17 protein-coding genes and 1 riboswitch are annotated in these 16,379 nt (G+C 66.3%); of the genes, 6 read left to right on the top strand and 11 right to left on the bottom strand.

The window, feature by feature from the left end; all coding sequences use genetic code 11:
* Window positions 1-13 precede the first annotated feature (13 nt).
* The 6 genes from U6958_RS17865 to lptF form a co-directional block, all read right to left on the bottom strand.
* Window positions 14-976 carry a helix-turn-helix transcriptional regulator gene (locus tag U6958_RS17865; RefSeq protein WP_074922359.1) on the bottom strand — a complete coding sequence of 321 codons (963 nt, stop codon included), beginning with the start codon at window positions 974-976 and terminating at the stop codon, window positions 14-16.
* Window positions 977-1,059: 83 nt separating this feature from the next.
* Entirely contained in the window at window positions 1,060-2,226 is a 1,167-nt protein-coding gene (locus U6958_RS17860; RefSeq protein WP_016445879.1) for a pyridoxal phosphate-dependent aminotransferase, read from the bottom strand.
* 58 nt (window positions 2,227-2,284) lie between these two features.
* Entirely contained in the window at window positions 2,285-3,226 is a 942-nt protein-coding gene (locus U6958_RS17855) for a CysB family HTH-type transcriptional regulator (protein WP_016445880.1), read from the bottom strand.
* Window positions 3,227-3,290: 64 nt separating this feature from the next.
* Window positions 3,291-3,704 carry a sirohydrochlorin chelatase gene (locus U6958_RS17850; RefSeq protein ID WP_016445881.1) on the bottom strand — a complete coding sequence of 138 codons (414 nt, stop codon included), beginning with the start codon at window positions 3,702-3,704 and terminating at the stop codon, window positions 3,291-3,293.
* A 10-nt stretch (window positions 3,705-3,714) separates the two neighbouring features.
* A complete protein-coding gene (lptG, locus tag U6958_RS17845; protein WP_017407657.1) occupies window positions 3,715-4,824 on the bottom strand; it encodes an LPS export ABC transporter permease LptG in 1,110 nt (369 codons plus the stop codon).
* Window positions 4,824-5,951 (bottom strand): LPS export ABC transporter permease LptF, encoded by a 1,128-nt coding sequence (lptF, locus tag U6958_RS17840; protein ID WP_016445883.1) that lies wholly within the window; start codon window positions 5,949-5,951, stop codon window positions 4,824-4,826. Before lptF ends, lptG begins: the two co-directional genes overlap by 1 nt.
* A 23-nt stretch (window positions 5,952-5,974) precedes the next feature.
* Here lptF and U6958_RS17835 point away from each other — a divergent pair, with 23 nt between their 5' ends.
* Genes U6958_RS17835 through U6958_RS17825 form a run of 3 tightly spaced genes read left to right on the top strand, consistent with a single transcriptional unit; the run spans window position 5,975 to window position 8,869 of the window.
* A complete protein-coding gene (locus U6958_RS17835; protein ID WP_074922357.1) occupies window positions 5,975-7,564 on the top strand; it encodes a leucyl aminopeptidase in 1,590 nt (529 codons plus the stop codon).
* 45 nt (window positions 7,565-7,609) lie between these two features.
* On the top strand, window positions 7,610-8,041 hold the full coding sequence (locus U6958_RS17830) for a DNA polymerase III subunit chi (RefSeq protein WP_016445885.1): 432 nt from the start codon (window positions 7,610-7,612) through the stop codon (window positions 8,039-8,041).
* Between the two features lie 3 nt (window positions 8,042-8,044).
* Window positions 8,045-8,869, top strand: a complete 825-nt coding sequence (locus U6958_RS17825; RefSeq protein WP_074922355.1) for a hypothetical protein — start codon at window positions 8,045-8,047, stop codon at window positions 8,867-8,869.
* A gap of 51 nt (window positions 8,870-8,920) precedes the next feature.
* Here the strand turns inward: U6958_RS17825 and U6958_RS17820 are convergent, their stop codons facing one another.
* Together U6958_RS17820 and U6958_RS17815 are read right to left on the bottom strand one after the other, a co-directional pair.
* Entirely contained in the window at window positions 8,921-9,937 is a 1,017-nt protein-coding gene (locus tag U6958_RS17820) for a D-2-hydroxyacid dehydrogenase family protein (RefSeq protein ID WP_016445887.1), read from the bottom strand.
* A 436-nt stretch (window positions 9,938-10,373) separates the two neighbouring features.
* Window positions 10,374-11,018, bottom strand: coding sequence for a DUF4124 domain-containing protein (locus U6958_RS17815; protein WP_074922388.1), 645 nt, complete (start codon window positions 11,016-11,018; stop codon window positions 10,374-10,376).
* 168 nt (window positions 11,019-11,186) lie between these two features.
* Window positions 11,187-11,250, top strand: a riboswitch (Fluoride riboswitch).
* Window positions 11,251-11,331: 81 nt separating this feature from the next.
* On the opposite strand from U6958_RS17815, the gene crcB reads away from it, so the two are divergent.
* Window positions 11,332-11,718 (top strand): fluoride efflux transporter CrcB, encoded by a 387-nt coding sequence (gene crcB, locus U6958_RS17810; RefSeq protein WP_016445889.1) that lies wholly within the window; start codon window positions 11,332-11,334, stop codon window positions 11,716-11,718.
* Between the two features lie 178 nt (window positions 11,719-11,896).
* Window positions 11,897-12,448, top strand: coding sequence for an ATP-binding protein (locus tag U6958_RS17805; protein WP_046239633.1), 552 nt, complete (start codon window positions 11,897-11,899; stop codon window positions 12,446-12,448).
* A 57-nt stretch (window positions 12,449-12,505) separates the two neighbouring features.
* Here U6958_RS17805 and U6958_RS17800 read toward each other — a convergent pair whose 3' ends face one another.
* The 3 genes from U6958_RS17800 to U6958_RS17790 all read right to left on the bottom strand — a co-directional run bounded on the left by U6958_RS17800 (window position 12,506) and on the right by U6958_RS17790 (window position 15,003).
* On the bottom strand, window positions 12,506-13,483 hold the full coding sequence (locus U6958_RS17800; RefSeq protein ID WP_074922353.1) for a FecR domain-containing protein: 978 nt from the start codon (window positions 13,481-13,483) through the stop codon (window positions 12,506-12,508).
* A 4-nt stretch (window positions 13,484-13,487) separates the two neighbouring features.
* A complete protein-coding gene (locus U6958_RS17795) occupies window positions 13,488-13,964 on the bottom strand; it encodes a sigma-70 family RNA polymerase sigma factor (RefSeq protein WP_017405010.1) in 477 nt (158 codons plus the stop codon).
* Window positions 13,965-14,121: 157 nt separating this feature from the next.
* Window positions 14,122-15,003 (bottom strand): helix-turn-helix domain-containing protein, encoded by an 882-nt coding sequence (locus U6958_RS17790; protein ID WP_074922350.1) that lies wholly within the window; start codon window positions 15,001-15,003, stop codon window positions 14,122-14,124.
* A 141-nt stretch (window positions 15,004-15,144) separates the two neighbouring features.
* Between U6958_RS17790 and U6958_RS17785 the strand changes: the two genes are divergently transcribed.
* Window positions 15,145-16,326 (top strand): MFS transporter, encoded by a 1,182-nt coding sequence (locus tag U6958_RS17785; RefSeq protein WP_047472433.1) that lies wholly within the window; start codon window positions 15,145-15,147, stop codon window positions 16,324-16,326.
* Window positions 16,327-16,379 lie beyond the last annotated feature (53 nt).

The following is a 16,379-nucleotide window of genomic DNA, read 5'->3' as shown; positions in this document are numbered from 1 at the left end:
GGCGACGCCAGTCCTATGGCTTGCGACGCAGGCTGCCTTGGCTGGGCGCGTGGCCGAAGCGCTGGCGAAAGGCCGTGGCGAAATTGCTGGCGTGCTGAAAGCCCACGCAGTCGGCCGCTTCCTGCACGCTCCAGCCCTGTGCCAGCCGCTCGCGCGCCAGCTGCATTCGGCGCTCGCGCAGCCAGCCGAACACGGTCTGGCCGTAGGCGGCCTGGAATTTCTCGCGCAGCGTGGTCGGGCTCATGCAGGCCAGGCGCGCCAGGTCGTCCAGGCTGTACGCCTGGCCCGGCGCTGCATCCATGCACTCGCGCACGCGCTCCAGGCCGCGCCTGTCCCGGGGATGGATGCGCGACAAGGGCGCAGGCCGCGGCTGCGCATGTGCCTGCAGCGCGCAGGCCAGCACCTGCAGCGCAATGCCTTCGCGGTGCAGCCGGGCCAGGCTGCCGCTCCAGACGCCATCGAGCAGCTGGCGCAGCGAGACGGCCAGGTGCTCGGGCAGCGACCAGGCATGCAGTGGCGGGCCGGGTTGCCGCATGGCCTGGTGCAGCAGCTCGGCCAGTTCGGCATCGGCGCAGGCCTCGGGCGCCTCGATGGACAGGTTGAAGCCGCGCACCGTCTGGCCTGCGGCATGTGTGGCCTTGAGAATCTCGGTGTCGCCGCACGAGAATGCCGCCGCCGCATGGCGCGTCACGCTCAGTGCACGGCGGGCGCCCGGCAACTGCAGCTCGGCCTGGCCGTCGAGCAGGACCACGGCGGTGAAGCGCCGCGGGTGCTCGGATGTGGATTCATAGCCGTGGTCGATGCGGATGTCGGAGCTGACCAGTTGCAGGCCCGAGGGCAGCTGGTGCTCCTGCACCTGTCCCTCGAAGATGCAATCGTTTTCGGAGACGGCAGAGAGAAAGCGCACGCTGAAACCGTGGCGCTGGCGCATGGCGTCGAGCTGCGCCGTGGTGTAGCGCTGGGAGGAGGAGGGCATGGGTGAGCGGAACAAAAGGCCCGCAGCTGGATTCGAGAATGCTTCTCATTATCCGGGGCTGCAGGCCCGCTCGCCCACAAACCTCAGAGTTTGCGCAGCCGATCCAGTGCCGCGCGCAGCGTGCTGTCCTGCTTGGCAAAGCAAAAGCGCACCACGCGCTGGTCGAAGCCGTCGCCATAGAAGGCCGACAGCGGGATGGCCGCCACGCCATGCTCCCGGACCAGCCACTGGCAGAACGCGGCTTCGTCCAGGTCCGACACGGCCGAGATGTCGGCGCAGACGAAATAGGTCCCCGCCGTGGGCAGAAGGCGCAGGCGCGAGCCTTCCAGGCCCTGGCGGAAAAGATCGCGTTTGGCCTGGTAGAAGGCGGGCAGCTGAAGATAGGGCGCGGGGTCGGCCATGTAGCTGGCCAGGCCCGCCTGCATGGGTGTGTTGACGGTGAAGACGTTGAACTGGTGGACCTTGCGGAACTCGGCCGTGAGTGCGGCCGGCGCGGCGACGGTGCCCACCTTCCAGCCCGTGACATGGTAGGTCTTGCCGAAGCTGGAGACGATGAAGGCGCGCGCCGCCAGGCCGGCAAAGCGCGCGGCGCTCTGGTGCTGGCGGCCGTCGTAGACCATGTGCTCGTAGACCTCGTCGCTGATCAGCAGCACGTCGGTGGGCGCCAGCAGCTCCTGCAGCTGCAGCATCTCGGCATCGCTCCAGATGGTGGCGCTGGGGTTGTGCGGGCTGTTGATGATCAAAAGCCGGGTGCGCGGCGTGATGGCGGCGGCAATTTTGGCGAAGTCGGGCTTGAAGCTGCCCGGCGTCAACGGTACGCGCACGGGCACGCCGCCGGCCAGCTCGATGTTGGGCACGTAGCTGTCGTAGCAGGGGTCGAGCACGATGACCTCGTCGCCAGCATGCACGGTGGCCAGGATGGCGGTGAGGATGGCCTGCGTGGCGCCGGCCGTGACCGTGATCTCGGTGCCCGCATCGTAGCTGCGGCCGTACAGCGCCTGCATCTTGTCGGCCATGGCCTGGCGCAGCTGGGGCAGGCCGGGCATGGGCGGGTACTGGTTGTGGCCGGCCTGCATGGCGGCCGTGACGGCATCGACCAGCCTGGGGTCGCAGCCGAAATCGGGAAAGCCCTGGCCCAGGTTCACCGCCTGGTGCTCGGCGGCCAGGGCCGACATGGTGGTGAAGATGGTCGTGCCCACATGGGGCAGGCGGCTGGGGAAGGCGGGCGTGCGGGGCGTGGCAGAAGTCATGGCGGAAACAGCGGACAGCGGGAGCGGACCCGCACTGCAGGTCCGGTGGGGCGGAGGATCAGAGTTCGTAGTCGTGCACGTGGCCGTTCATGGCGCGCATGATGAGATCGCGCGTCAGGCGGTCGCTGAGCAGTTCGGCGAATCGGTAGACGAAATTGCGCAGGTAGGCACCTCGCTTGATGGCCACGCGTGCCACGCTCTGGCCGAACAGGTGGCCCATGGGGCGCACGACCAGGTCATTGACCGGGTCGTCGCGCATGGCCATTTCGGCCACGATGCCGATGCCCAAGCCCAGGCGCACATAGGTCTTGATCACGTCGGAGTCAATGGCCTCCAGCACGATGCGCGGACGCAGGCGGCGCGTGGCAAAGGCCTGGTCGATCTTGCCGCGACCCGTGAACGAAGGGTGGTAGGTGATCAGCGATTCGTGGGCGATGTCGTCCAGCGTGATGCGCTCTTTCTGCGCCAGCGGGTGGCCTGTTGGCATGACCAGCACATGCTGCCATTCGTAGCAGGGCAGGGTGACGAGATCGGGGTAGTCGGCCAGGGATTCGGTGGCCATGCCGATGTCGGCCACCTCGTCGATGACCATGCGCGCCACCTCTGCCGGAGTGGCCTGGTGCAGGCTGATCGTGACCTTGGGATACAGGTCGCGCAGCCGTGCCACGGCAGGCGGAAGCACGTAACGGGCCTGTGTGTGGGTGGTGGCAATCGACAGCGTGCCGCTGTCCTGGGCGCTGTACTGCTCGCCGATGCGCTTGAGATTGCCGATCTCGCGCATGATGAGCTCGATGCTCTTGAGCACCTCCAGGCCGGGTTCGGTGATGCGCTTGAGGCGCTTGCCGTGGCGCGCAAAGATGTCGATGCCCAGCTCTTCCTCCAGCTCGATGATGGCCTTGGAGACGCCGGGCTGCGAGGTGTGCAGGGCCTTGGCCGCCTCGGTGAGGTTGAGGTTGCGGCGCGCCGCTTCTTGGACGAATCGGAATTGGTGCAGGTTCATGGCGGTGACAGCAGGGTGCTGCGCGCCATTATGCTGCATTTATATAAAGAAGCGATTCGTTATTTCAGCTTCCCGGCGCGCCACGGGGCTCCGTGGCCACCAGTGCCAGTTCTGCCAGCAGGGCCGTGACACGCGGATGCTCGCCCACGGCCGGCTGCAGGTCCACGGCCACCTGCGGATGGGTATCGCTTATCTCCTGCACCAGCTTCGGGATGTCCTCGCGCGCATGCTTGCCCGTGCCAAGGAACAGGGGCAGCACGGTGATGTGCGTGGCGCCGGCCTCGACCAGCCCGCGCGCGGCGGTGGGCAGGTCGGGCGCGCAGGCCTCCAGGTAGGCGCAGGCGGCCAGGGATTGGGGATGCGTCTGCTGAACGGCCTTCAGCACGGCCTCGATGGGTTGGCGCCACAAGGCGTCGCGCGAGCCGTGTGCCAACAGGATCAGTCCGGTCCTGCCGGCAGATGTTGTCTCGTTTTGCATGGCAACGGTCCTAGCGGCGCAGCACCAGCCAGGTGAAGGCCGTCAATGAAAGAAGGCTGTAGAGCAGGCCCGGCGCCGCAGCGGTCAGCCAGGGCGACCAGGTCTGCAGCGTGCCGATGTAGCCGAACACGTTGTTCAGCAGGAAGAAGCTGATGCCGGCCATGACGCCGCCGAACACATAGGCCGCGATGCCGCCCGAGCGGAAATGCAGGTAGGCGAAAGGCAGGGCCAGCACCACCATCACCAGGCAGCTCATCGGGTAGAAGACCTTGCGCCAGAACTCGATCTCGTACTTCTGCGCAGCCTGGCCGTTGGCTTCCAGGTGGCGCACATACTGGAACAGCGAGATGGTGGACATGCGATCGGGCTTGAGCAAAGCGGCCGAGACCATCTCGGCGCTGATGCCCGTCTTCCAGTTCATGCTGTCTTCTTTCTCGCGCTGCAGCACCATGCCGCCGTCGGGCTTGGCCGTCAGGCGGCTGGCCTGCACGCCCTGGAGCATCCAGGATTCGCCGTCCTCGCTCACCTGCGCCGATTCCGCATGGATCTGGGCAGAGATGCGGCCCTGGCCGTCAAAGTCGAAGATGCGCACATTCGAGAAATCGCCCGGCCCGCGAATGGCACGCACGTTGATGGCAATGGAATGATCGCCCTGGCGCTCCTTGAGCCAGGCACCCGTGGCCCCGCGTGACAGCTGGGCCAGGTGGATGGCGCGGATGTTCTGGCCCGCGTTCTCGGCCGCAGGTGCCAGGTAGTCGCCGGTGCCGAAGGTGACCAGCACAAAGCCCAGGCCCAGCACCATCAGCGTGCGCAGCGCCAGCCAGGGGCCCATGCCGCTGGTGCGCATGATGGTGAATTCCGAACTCTGGGCAAAGCGCGCCATCACGTAGATGGTGCCGATCAGCACGGTGATGGGCATCAGCTCGTACAGGTGGCTGGGAATGCGCAGCACCACGAAAAGCAGCGCGTGCGTGATCTTGTAGCCGTTGTCGCCGCCGCGCCCGACCCATCGCAGCTCATCGACCAGATCGAAGAAGAAGAACAGCGCCAGGAAGGCCAGCGTCACATAGCCGACGGCCGCGATGATGTCGCGGTACAGCAGGTTTCTCAGAACTCTCATCATGGCACCGCCTTCGCGTCGTCCAGGGCAGTCGGCTTGCAGGGCCTGCGCCACAGATCGCGCGGCGACCAGCGCCTGTGCCGCACCAGCAGCACCAGCAGCGCCAGCAGCAACGTGCCGCCGTGCAGCAGGGCCGTCATGGCGGGCATGCTCAGCTTGCCCGAGGCCACCCAGTTCTCGCCCAGCGTCATGAGGTTGTAGTACACGATGAAGGCGAACAGCGCGAGCATGAGGCTGCCGCTGCCACCGGCACGCGGGTTCACGCTGGCCACGGCCAGGCCCAGGATCACGAAGTTCAGCGCCGCCAGAGGCAGGCCTATGCGCCAGCCCAGTTCGGCGCGGTAGATGGGTTCGGTGCGCGGCAGCAGCTCATGCGTGTACGTGCTGCGCGCGGCCATTTCCTCGGCGGCGGCCAGATTGTTGCCGCTGCCGAGCTGCGTGCCGTATTCCTTGAACTCGCTGATCTTCACCGAGCCGTCGCTGGTCTGCGTCTCCATGCGCTGGCCGTCGGTCAGCACGGCCATGCGTTCGCCCTTGACCACTTCCAGCCGCGCCCCGCGCGCCGAGGTCACGGACTCGCGCCCGCGCTCATTGGCCACGATGAACACATTGTTGGCAGCGGTGGCGCTGGGCACGTCCTTGTCGATGAAGAACACGCGCGAGCCGCCGGCAGACTCCTGGAACTCACCGGGAGCGATGCGGTCGATGTCGCTGCGCTGCTCGAACTGGGTCTTGATCTGCTCGATCTGCTGATTGGCCCAGGGCAGGATGCCCAGGCCCAGCACGGCGATCACGGCCAGCACCGGCCAGGCAAAGCGCAGCAGCGGGCGCAGCAGGCTGGCCAGTCCCTGGCCTGCGGCGAACCAGATCACCATCTCGCTGTCGCGGTACATGCGCGACAGTGAACCGACCACGGCCACGAAAAGTCCCAGGCCCAGGATGGTTGGCAACTGGCCAAGCACCGTATATCCCATGACCAGCAGAACGTCGGAAGGGCTGACATTGCCCTTGTAAGCCTGACCCAGCGTGCGGATCAGCATCATGGTCATGACGACCGTGATCAGCACCACGACCGTGGCACCGAAGCTGCGGGCCAGCTCTTTGCGTATGGATGAATCGAATAACATTGGCTGAAAGGAAAACGCCGATTATGAACTTTGAACTGAAGCCGTTGACGACTGCCGCTGCAGTACGTGAAAAGTGTGACCTGTTGTTGGTGCTGGTGACCGAAGCCACGGCCACGGGCAGCGACGCGCTGTCCACCCTGGTCGCTCACGCGGTCAAGGCCGGAGATTTCGAAACGGCAGCCGGCAAGCAGTTGGCACTGTACGGCCTGCCGGCCGTGGCCGCCCGCCGCGTCGTGCTGCTGGGCGCAGGCAGCGGCTCGGCCCGCGACGTACGCCAGGCCGTGGCAGGCGCAGGCTCGGCCCTCAAGGCAAGCGGCGTTGGCAAGGCCGTGCTGTGCTTCGGCTTCGAGGCCACGGGTGGCGCTGTTGCAGCAGCGGTGGTGGCAGCGGCCGATGCCTGCTACAGCTATACCCACACCAAGCCCCAGGCCAAGCCTGTGGCGCTCAAGAAGCTGGTGATCGCGGCGACGGGCGCCAGTGCCGCGTCCGGCAAGTCCGGCGACAAGGGCGGGGACAAGGGCGGCATCGCCGCCGCTTTCAAGATCGCCGTGGCCCAGGCCGAAGGCATGGCCCTGGCGCGCGAATGGGCCAATCGCCCGGCCAACCACGCCACTCCCATGCTGCTGGCCGACGCAGCCCGTGCCCTGGCCAAGCTGCCCGGCATCAGCTGCAAGATCCACGGCCCCGCCGAAGTCGCCAAGCTCGGCATGGGCGCCTTCATGGCCGTGGCCCAGGGGTCGGAGCAGCCGCTGCGCTTCATCGAGCTGCACTACAACGGCGGCGCCAAGGGCGCCGCGCCCGTGGTGCTGGTGGGCAAGGGCATTACCTTCGATACCGGCGGCATCTCGCTCAAGCCTGCCGCCGAAATGGACGAGATGAAGTTCGACATGGGCGGTGCCGCCAGCGTGCTGGGCGTGTTCCAGGCGCTGGCCCAGCTGCAGCCGGCCATCAACGTGGTCGGGCTCATTCCGGCCTCCGAGAACATGCCCGGAGGCGCAGCCGTCAAGCCGGGCGACGTGGTCACCAGCATGAGTGGCCAGACCATAGAAATCCTCAACACCGATGCCGAAGGCCGCCTCGTGCTCTGCGATGCGCTGACCTACGCCGCCCGCTTCAAGCCCCGCGCCATGGTGGACATCGCCACGCTGACCGGTGCTTGCGTCATCGCCCTGGGCGGGCTGCGCAGCGGCATGTTTTCGACCAGCGACGAGCTGGCCCGTGCGCTGGAGCAGGCGGGCGATGCCGCGCTCGACCCGTGCTGGCGCATGCCGCTGGACGAGGAGTATGGCGAAGGCCTCAAGAGCAATTTCGCCGACATGGGCAATGTGGCAGGCCGCGCAGGTGGCGCAGTCACGGCGGCCAAGTTCCTGCAGCGCTTCGTGGGAGACATTCCCTGGGCTCATCTTGACATCGCCGGCACGGCCTGGAAGAGCGGCGCCGCCAAGGGCGGTACGGGCCGCCCCGTGGGCCTGCTGCTGCACTACCTGCTGGCCAGCGTTGATGCCGGCAAGGCGCCATCCAGGGCCGGCGCGCCCAAGTCGGTTGCGGCGCCCAAGGCCGGCTCTGCCAGCCGCCGCAAGGCAGCCGCTGCAGTCCAGCCGGAGCAGGCCTGATGGCATCGTCCCCATCCGCACGGGCCTGCGCGAAAGGAGCGTCGCTTGACTGAAGTGGCGTTCCATTTCAACGCGCCTGACAAGCTGGCCTATGTGTGCCGTCTTGCGCGCAAGGCACTGCGGCATCGCACGCAACTGGTGGTGCTGGGATCTTCCGCGTCGCTCAAGGCCTTGTCGCCCAGGCTCTGGAGTGTCTCGCCCACCGATTTCCTTGCCCACGCCGTCGAAGGCGATGGGGCCGGCATTGTGGCCTTCTCGCCCATCGTGCTGCTGGAGCGGCTGGACAGCGCGCCGCACCACGACATGCTGGTCAATCTGGGCGGCGATGTGCCAGAAGGATTCGAGCGCTTTGCGCGTGTCGTTGAAGTGGTGTCTGCCACCGATGAGGAGGACCGGCATCTGGCCCGGCAGCGCTGGAAGCATTACGTGGCGCAGGGGATTTCCATCAAGCGCCATGACCTGGTCCTCAAGGAGTAAGCCATGAGCGCTCCCTCCAAAACCCCGCCACGCTTTGTTCCCACGCTCACCGATGTCGTGCCGGTCGATGCGGCGCAGTCGCCGGTGGCAGAACCGCCCGCTGTCGCTGCTTCCGAACTGCCGCACAGTGGCGAGACCGATTCCTGGGCGAGCGAAGGCATGCTTGCGCCACGCCGCGGCCTGGTTTCCATGCCCGCGTCCCTGCCGCCGCTGCCCCTGGATCTGCAACCCCAGCGGTCCATGGTCGCCGAGCCTGCGCCGCCTGGACAGGGCCCGCGGCCTGCAGTGCAGCCCGTGCATTCCGACTATCTGCCGCCCAGTGCGCCGTCCGTGGAAATGCAGCTGGCCCAGGAGAGCCGTCTGCTCGAAGTGGCCGAAGTTGCCGAACCGGCCGATGTGCCAGAGGTGGCCCCGGCCGCAGCGATCGAGGATGCCATTCCTGCCGCGCCGGTGGTGCAGGCCGACGCTGCCACGCAAGGGGTCGAGCCGGATCCGGCATCTGCGGCATCTGCGGCACCTGGAGCACCTGGGGCATCACCCGCCTGTGTATTGCCCACCATGGAGTCCATCTGGGACAGCCACGCGCAGCAGGTCACCGAGGAGTATCTGGTCCATCGCCTCATGCAGCGCGTGGACCTGGTGCTGGACCAGCGCCTGCGCGATGCCATCGCCACGGTGGTGCAGCAGCAGACGCGATCCATCGTCGTGCGCCTGCGCGAAGAGGTGGAGTCGGTGGTGCGCCAAGCCGTCTACGAGGCCGTGGCCGACGAACTGGCCCACCGGGCGAGTGCCGCACGCGGCGATGCTGTACAGGGCGGGGGGCGTTGATCCCTGATCGGGTAGGCGGGTGAAGGGTGAGGTGCCCGCCTGACCCGGCCTTCAGCCTGCGCGTGCCGGGCCTGAGAACACCTCGGGATTGAGGATGTTGCTGGGCTGGCCTGCAGCGAAGTTCACCACATTGTCGAAGGCGGCGCGGAAATACAGCTCATAGCTGTCTTGCTCCACATAGCCGATGTGCGGCGTGCAGATGCAGTTCTCCAGCCGCAGCAGTGCGTGGCCCTGGAGAATGGGCTCGCTCTCGAAGACATCCACGGCCGCCAGGCCGGGGCGGCCACGGTTGAGCGCGCCCAGCAGCGCATCGGCCTCCACCAGTTCGGCGCGCGAGGTGTTCACGAACAGGGCTGTGGGTCTCATGCGCGCCAGATCCTGGGCGGTGACGATGCCGCGTGTGGCCTCATGCAGGCGAAGATGCATGGACAGCACATCGGATTCGGCAAAGAAATCCTCGCGCGAAGCGGCGGCCGAAAAGCCGTCGGCCTGTGCCTTCTGGCGCGAGGACTCGCTGCCCCAGACCAGAACCTTCATGCCGAAGGCATGGCCATAGTGGGCCACCAGCCTGCCAATGCGGCCATACCCCCAGATGCCCAGCGTGCGCCCGTGCAGCACGCTGCCCAGCCCGAAATTGGCGGGCATGGACGCCGCCTTGAACCCCGATTGCTGCCATGCGCCGTGCTTGAGGTTGGCGATGTACTGCGGCAGCCGCCGCGTGGCCGCCATGATCAGCGACCAGGTCAGCTCGGCCGGTGCGATGGGTGAGCCCACGCCCTCGGCAATCGCAACGCCCTGGTCGGTGCAGGCCTGCACGTCGATATGGGCGCCGGCCTTGCCGGTCTGCGCGATCAGCTTCAGGCGCGGGAGTTTTTCCAGCAACTGCCGGCTGATCTGCGTGCGTTCGCGGATCAGCACGATGATGTCCGCATCGCGCAACCGCACCGACAGCTGGCCCACACCCTTGACGGTATTGGTGAAGACCTTGGCGTTGAACGGCTCCAGCAGCCGCGCACAGTCCAGCTTGCGTACGGCGTCCTGGTAGTCGTCAAGAATGATGATGTTCATTGCCTGTGAATCTCTCATAAGCCTTTGATTTATCTCTGGGTTGCCGCGCAAGAGGTTGTCGGCAAATGTTCTGATCCGCTTTTGCGCTTTGCCCTGGGCATCATCAACGCCTACCTGAACCGGCCTGCCTGACTATTGTGTGACGCTTGCGCAGCCAGGGCCCCGAGGCCCGACGGTCACATTGTCGTTCAACCAGCCCCGGGCTTGAGGCTGAAGGCTTCGGCCCGCGCCAGATCGCGCAGCCGTGGTTACACAAGCCGCGCAGATGCCAGCAAGCCCTGGCAGGTGAAGCCGATCACTGGCACGCTCTGTCGCCCGCGCAGCTGTATCAGCGAATTACACCCTGCAACGCCTTGCGGACCCCTGGTCGGACGGGACTTGGGGGTTGCCACCTGCCGGCGAAGCCGGTGAAGGCCGAGAGTGTGATGGACCGCGCTCAGTCGCACTCAATCATGGTTCCACCCAGTATTCGGCAGCTCCGCCCTTGACTGTCACTGATGAATTGGCCGTTGCGGTTGTAGATTCCGCCATTGCTGTCGTAGCAAAGTGCACCCTTGCAACTGGATAGAGGAACAGGCTGGGCCGCCCGCGGTGTGAAAACCGGCTTCGGTGGTTCCTGCATCAGCGGCGTATTGGAGCCGCATGCAGCATTGACGCTGGTGATTGCTGCATTGGTGCGTATCCGTTTTTCATCCAGGGAAAGGGTGCGAATGCTGGATACGAATTCCAGCTCCTTGCGCGCCTCCTTGCACTGGGAGGATGCGCCGAGCTGCTCCGGTGCAGGAGCATTCGCCTTGCGGGCCTGCTGTTCGATGACGCGCTGCTGGCTCTCGATCTGGCGCTGCTGCATTTCGTTCATCTGGCGCTGCTGCTTTCGCTCATTGGCCTCTGCGGCCTCGGCCCGTTCGCGGTAGATTTCATCGTCCGATTTTTTGCGCTGTATCAGTGCGCCGGATTGGTCGCTGCTGCAGGGGCTGTCTGAAAAAATCAGTTTTCCAGAAACATCCTTGCATTGATAGACCTGGGCGGTGGCAGGTAAAGCCAGAAATGTCGCAACGATTGTCAGAGTCAATAGGCGCATATGCATCTCGGTGAATGAATGGGAGTGATGGTATCCCGGTACGGTGAATCGGTTGAGGTTAAGTTATTCCAATAGGCCGCTGCAAGGGATGCAGGGTCGGTATTGCCGCCACGGGATGGCTGCCTGTGCTCGCTTGCCCGGAGTAAACTCGACCACCGCAGCAATGGCTGCATCCATGGGAATGGAGCTTCCCGAAACCGCCCTGCAAGGGGCTGATGGCTCCTGCCTTGGTGGGGCGTGTCCTGCCGGTGGCAGGGCCGTGTCTTGATCCTGCCCGGCGCGCCCGTCCCGGTTGTTTGATGAAAGGACGGTCATGGGTATCTATGGTTTCATTTTGGTGTTCGTGGGCGGCGGCCTCGGCTCCGCGCTACGGCATGGCTCGAACCTGCTTGCACTGCGGCTGGTGGGCAGTGCCTATCCGCTGGGCACCTTGGCGATCAATGTGCTGGGCGCTTTCGTGATGGGGGTGGTGGTGGAGTGGTTTGCGCTCAAGACTTCGCTGCCGCAGAGTGCGAGGCTGTTCATCACCACGGGCATTCTGGGCGGCTTCACCACGTTTTCGACCTACGCACTGGAGATCGGCATGCTGTACGAGCGCGGCGACTGGCTCGCTTCCGTGCTGTATGCGCTGGGTTCGCTGGTGCTGGGCGTTGCCGCGCTGTTTGCGGGGCTGGGGCTGGTTCGGATGGTGGCCCATTGAGGCGCCCTGATTGCGCTATGCTGTGCGCCATGGCCCGCCTGAACGCAACGCAGATTATTCGCACCATCCATTGGATGGTGGGTTAGCCAGCGGCCTTCGGCGCCATGCAACCCGCCCAGAGGAGGCGGGTTTTTTCATTCCGCCTCCAGGGTTTTCACAAGCCTTTCAGGAGATGGATATGCAGGTTTTCGAACCGTCCCGCCATGCGGACGACGCCCAGGCCGATTCCCGCGCTGCGCGGCCGGCCACGCTGCACATGGTCTGCGGCAAGATCGGCTCGGGCAAGTCGACGCTGGCACGGCAACTGGCGGCGCAGCCCGGCACGGTGCTGGTCAGCGAGGATTCCTGGCTGGCCGGTTTGTATCCTGGCGAGATGCAGTCGGTGGCCGACTATGTGCGCTGCAGCGCGCGGCTCAAGGGATTGATGGGGGCACATGTGCAGGCGCTGCTGGATGCCGGCGTTTCAGTGGTGCTGGACTTTCCTGCCAACACGCTGGAAGGCAGAGGTTGGGCGCGCAGCGTGTTCGAGAGGGTGGGAGCCTCCCACCGCCTGCATTTCCTGGATGTGCCCGATGAGGTCTGCAAGCAGCGCCTGCGTGCGCGCAATGCGGCGGGGGATCATCCCTTTCAGGCCAGCGATGAGCAATTCGACCTGATCACCAGCTACTTTGTCGCGCCTTGCGCACAGGAGGGCTTCGACGTGGTGCATCACCCGTATGTGCGGGCCTGACCGCAAAGGCCGTGCGGCCGCCGGCTCGCCCACTGGAACGCCTCCTCGATCGCCTACTCAATCCCCGCCAGACCGTGCCTGCACTTGCACCCAATAGCGTGTACGGGTGCTCAACTGCAAGGGGAAGCGGCTGACGAGCGCGGCCAGGGCGCGATCGGTGTCGTCCACGGGAAAGGCGCCCGAGACACGCAGGCCTGCCACCTCGGGCGTGCAGCCCAGGTAGCCGGGCCGGTAGCGGGCGAGGGCGTCGATCAGCTGGCCCAGCGGCATGTCCAGCGCGATCAGTCCGCCTTCGTGCCAGCTGGCGGCAAAGGGATCGGCAGACGCGGGTGGCTGGGCGGCGCTGGCCGAGAAGGCGGCGTGTTGCCCGGCCTGCAGCTCGGTGGGGGTGGCTTCGCTGTCCAGGGGCTGCAGGCGCACGGTCTTTTCCTGCACGTTGACATGGCACAGGCCGTCGTCCGCGACATGGACCGTGAAGCGCGTTCCCAGGGCCAGTACATGGCCTTGCGGGGTTTGCACACTGAAGGGGCGGCCCAGTGCGTCTGGCCCGGTGGCGACGAGGATGCGGCCGCGGTAAAGGCGCAGCAGGCGCTGGCGGTCGTCGAAAGCCACGTCCACGGAGGTGGCTGTATCCAGGGCCACCAGGGAGCCGTCGGGCAGCGTCAGGTCGCGGCGCTCGCCAGTGGCGGTGCGATGAGCGGCCTGCCAGTGCTCGAGCGGCGCGCCTTTCCAGGCGAGCCAGGCCGTGGCACCGCTGCCCAGGCCAAGGGCCACAGCACGCACCGCAGAACGGCGATTGGGGTCGGAGCGGCGGCCCAGCGCCTGGCGCGCCAAGGGTGCGGGCAGATGCGACAGCTGTGCGGTGACGGATTGCACGCGCAGCCAGGCGCGCTGGTGGGCGGGGTCGGCCTCGTGCCAGTCCGTCCATGCCTGCTGCAGGCTTGGCGTCACCGCGGTGCCGCGCAGTTTCACATGCCAGGCAGCGGCCTCATGCAAGGCCCGTCGGTCGTTGCTTTCCAAAGTTCCCTCGCCCATGTGGCTATGCCAGGACCAGGCAGCAATGCTCCATCGCCCGGGTCAGGTAGTTGCTGACGGTGCGCAGCGACACGCCCAAACGCTCGGCGATCTCGGGGTAGCTCAGTTCCTCGAAATGGGACAGGACGAAGGCTTCGCGCACCTTGGGTGCAAGGCCCTGGAGCATGCGGTCCACGTCGAGCAGGGTCTGCTGGACGATGGCCTGCTCCTCGGGCGAAGGCGCCAGCGACTGCGGCAGCTGGGCAAGATAGTCCAGATAGGACTGCTCCAGCGTGCGGCGGCGAAACAGGTCGGTGACCAGGCCGCGGGCGATGGTGGCCAGGTAGCGCCTGGGCTCGCGGATGTCCTGCTGCGGCACTGGCGAGCGCAGCAGGCGCACGAAGGTGTCCTGGGCCAGGTCGGCCGCATCGTCACGGTTGCCCAGGCGCTTGCGCAGCAGGCTTTCCAGCCAGGGATGGTGATTCTGGTAGAGGCTGTGCACGGAGAGGGCTTGTGCGAAAGAAGCGGGGAGGCCGGGCGTAGAAGCCGAGGTGGGCAACGTGTCGGTTTCGGTTGCAAAAGATAATAAGAATGCTTATCAATTATCTTTCACGCGGGCTTTACTCCTGAGGACTGGGTATCTTTCTGTTGCATGTGCGCTACAGGGAGATGCTGGCGGAACTTCCACGCCGGCCCTGCGCCGGGCGATTGCGCTGGTAGGCGCTGGGCGGAGCGCCAAAGCTGCGCCGGAAGACGGCGGCGAAGGCGCTGGGACTGTCGTATCCATGGGAGAGCGCCACTTCCAGGACCGAGGCGCCAGCGGCCAGCCGGGGCAGGCTGAGCAGAAGACGGGCCTGGCGGCACCATGCGCCGAAGTTCATGCCGGTCTCGCGCAGGAACAGGCGTGCCAGCGTGCGGGGATGCATGTGCAGCCGCTGTGCCCAACTGGCCAGGCCGGCGTCCTGCGATGGGTCGTCCACAAAGCTGCGGCAGCAGGCGGCCAGGGCGCCATGCCGGGGCATGGGCACGTGCAAGGACAGGGCGCGGGCGCGCTCCATTTCGTCGAGGATCAACTGCATGACACGCTCCTCCCTGCCGCCCAGCGGGTAGTCCATGGGCAGCTCGATGGCCTCCAGCACGAGTTCGCGCAGCAGGGGCGTGACCTGCATCACTCGGCAGTCTTGCCACAGGCCGGGCCGCAGCCCCGGCTCCACGAACACGGTGCGCATGGCCACGGGGCCGGCGGCCATGTGGATGGCGTGCAGGGCCTGTGGTGGAACCCAGACGGCGCATCCCGGGGGGACGACCCAACTGCCCGAATCCGCGCGGATCAGCATCACTCCCTCGGTGGCATGTAGCAGCTGGCCGCGGCGGTGGGCATGCGGTGCGATGGCAGCGCCGGCCGCCATGTCTGTGGCAAAGGCCACGACCGGGCGGGCCGTGTGCTCGCCGTGCGGGGGCAATGGAGCGGCCGCAGGCACGTCATCCAGGCAGGCGCGGGTGCGGGCATGGGAAAGTGGGCCACTTTGCCGGGTTGTCATTTTCTCGACGATTGTTGTTGCTTCGTAGCAGGAATGCAGATCATGCACTTCCTACGATGACCCACTTTCAATCCGCAGGAAAGTGGCAGGTATGGAGATGATTTCCCTTTCGAGAATGACGGACGTGACAGGAGGCAGGGCATGAACCGCGCACGTCTGGGGCTGCTTACGGGCACGCATGCCATCAACGACCTCTACCAGGGACTGGTTCCTGCGCTGTTGCCCTTCATGGTGCTGGAGCGCGGCTACAGCTATACGGAAGCCAGCGGCCTGATGCTGGCGGCCACGGGCCTGTCGAGCATGGTCCAGCCGCTGTTCGGCCTGTATGCCGACCGGTCGCCACGGCCCTGGATGGTGCCGGCCGGCTTTGTGGTGGCCGCCCTGGGCCTGGCCCTGGTGGGCATGAGCCCGGACTACTGGGTCAGCTGGTTGGCTGCCGTGCTGTGCGGCCTGGGGATCGCGGCCTACCATCCGTCCGCAACGGTGGCGGCCCGCATGGCGGGCGGCAGCTCGCAGAAGGCGATGAGCGTATTTTCGGTGGGCGGAACGGCGGGGGCATCGTTCGCTCCCATGCTGGCTGCGGCCGTGGTGGGCGCAGGCGCCTTGCACCGCAGCTGGATGCTGGCCCTGCCTGCAGCGGCCATGCTGGTGCTCTGGTATGCCTGTACCTGGCGGGATGGAGCCAAGGACCATTGCGCCACCCGGCGCCCGGCCGTGGCGCAGGGCGAATTGCCCGCCAACCACTGGCGCGCCTTCTTCCTGCTGTGCGGGGTCATCGTCTGCTGGTCGATTCCCTATGTGACGGTGCTGTCCACCCTGCCCATGTTCGTGACGCGCGAGCTGGGCGGCTCGGACTTCATGGGAGCGGCCACGCTGACCTCATTCACAGCCGCTGCGGCGGTGGGCACTTTGCTGGGGGGCACGCTTGCAGATCGCCGGGGGCGCATGCAGGCCATCCGCGCCGGCTACCTGTTGGCATTGCCTGCTCTGGCGGCCCTGGCCCTGGCCTCCACGCCATGGATGGCGTTGGCCTGCACCATGGCCCTGGGCGTGTGCATGTTTCTTCCGTTTGCCGCCCAGGTCACGCTGGCCCAGGACTATCTGCCGCGCAACCAGGCCACGGCCAGCGGGCTGACCCTGGGGCTGGCCATGTCGATAGGCGGCATGGTGGCGCCGTTGTTCGGCATGCTGTCCGATGCGCGCGGACTGCGTTTTTCGTTGAGCGTCGTGCTGTGCATTCTGTGCGTTGCCGCGGCGCAGGCGTGGTGCATGCGCAATCGGCGCAGCGAGGGGAGTGCTGCACCGGCGGCTGTCAGGGCCTGATGCGCAGCCCCTGCCGCTGGGCAAGGCAAGAGACAGGCCCGGGCTCTCGCAGA

The organism is Delftia lacustris, assembly GCF_040267515.1.
In the GTDB taxonomy this organism is placed as follows: domain Bacteria; phylum Pseudomonadota; class Gammaproteobacteria; order Burkholderiales; family Burkholderiaceae_C; genus Comamonas; species Comamonas tsuruhatensis.
Note: the sequence above shows the minus strand (reverse complement) of the source record. Positions and strands in the feature narration are given on the sequence as shown.

Excerpts from the sequence above, each read along its gene's own strand:
- U6958_RS17865 (WP_074922359.1), bottom strand. The coding sequence starts at position 976 with ATGCCCTCCTCCTCCCAGCGCTACACCACGGCGCAGCTCGACGCCATG.
- U6958_RS17860 (WP_016445879.1), bottom strand. The coding sequence starts at position 2,226 with ATGACTTCTGCCACGCCCCGCACGCCCGCCTTCCCCAGCCGCCTGCCC.
- U6958_RS17855 (WP_016445880.1), bottom strand. The coding sequence starts at position 3,226 with ATGAACCTGCACCAATTCCGATTCGTCCAAGAAGCGGCGCGCCGCAAC.
- U6958_RS17850 (WP_016445881.1), bottom strand. The coding sequence starts at position 3,704 with ATGCAAAACGAGACAACATCTGCCGGCAGGACCGGACTGATCCTGTTG.
- lptG (WP_017407657.1), bottom strand. The coding sequence starts at position 4,824 with ATGAGAGTTCTGAGAAACCTGCTGTACCGCGACATCATCGCGGCCGTC.
- lptF (WP_016445883.1), bottom strand. The coding sequence starts at position 5,951 with ATGTTATTCGATTCATCCATACGCAAAGAGCTGGCCCGCAGCTTCGGT.
- U6958_RS17835 (WP_074922357.1), top strand. The coding sequence starts at position 5,975 with ATGAACTTTGAACTGAAGCCGTTGACGACTGCCGCTGCAGTACGTGAA.
- U6958_RS17825 (WP_074922355.1), top strand. The coding sequence starts at position 8,045 with ATGAGCGCTCCCTCCAAAACCCCGCCACGCTTTGTTCCCACGCTCACC.
- U6958_RS17820 (WP_016445887.1), bottom strand. The coding sequence starts at position 9,937 with ATGAACATCATCATTCTTGACGACTACCAGGACGCCGTACGCAAGCTG.
- U6958_RS17815 (WP_074922388.1), bottom strand. The coding sequence starts at position 11,018 with ATGCGCCTATTGACTCTGACAATCGTTGCGACATTTCTGGCTTTACCT.
- crcB (WP_016445889.1), top strand. The coding sequence starts at position 11,332 with ATGGGTATCTATGGTTTCATTTTGGTGTTCGTGGGCGGCGGCCTCGGC.
- U6958_RS17805 (WP_046239633.1), top strand. The coding sequence starts at position 11,897 with ATGCAGGTTTTCGAACCGTCCCGCCATGCGGACGACGCCCAGGCCGAT.
- U6958_RS17800 (WP_074922353.1), bottom strand. The coding sequence starts at position 13,483 with ATGGGCGAGGGAACTTTGGAAAGCAACGACCGACGGGCCTTGCATGAG.
- U6958_RS17790 (WP_074922350.1), bottom strand. The coding sequence starts at position 15,003 with ATGACAACCCGGCAAAGTGGCCCACTTTCCCATGCCCGCACCCGCGCC.
- U6958_RS17785 (WP_047472433.1), top strand. The coding sequence starts at position 15,145 with ATGAACCGCGCACGTCTGGGGCTGCTTACGGGCACGCATGCCATCAAC.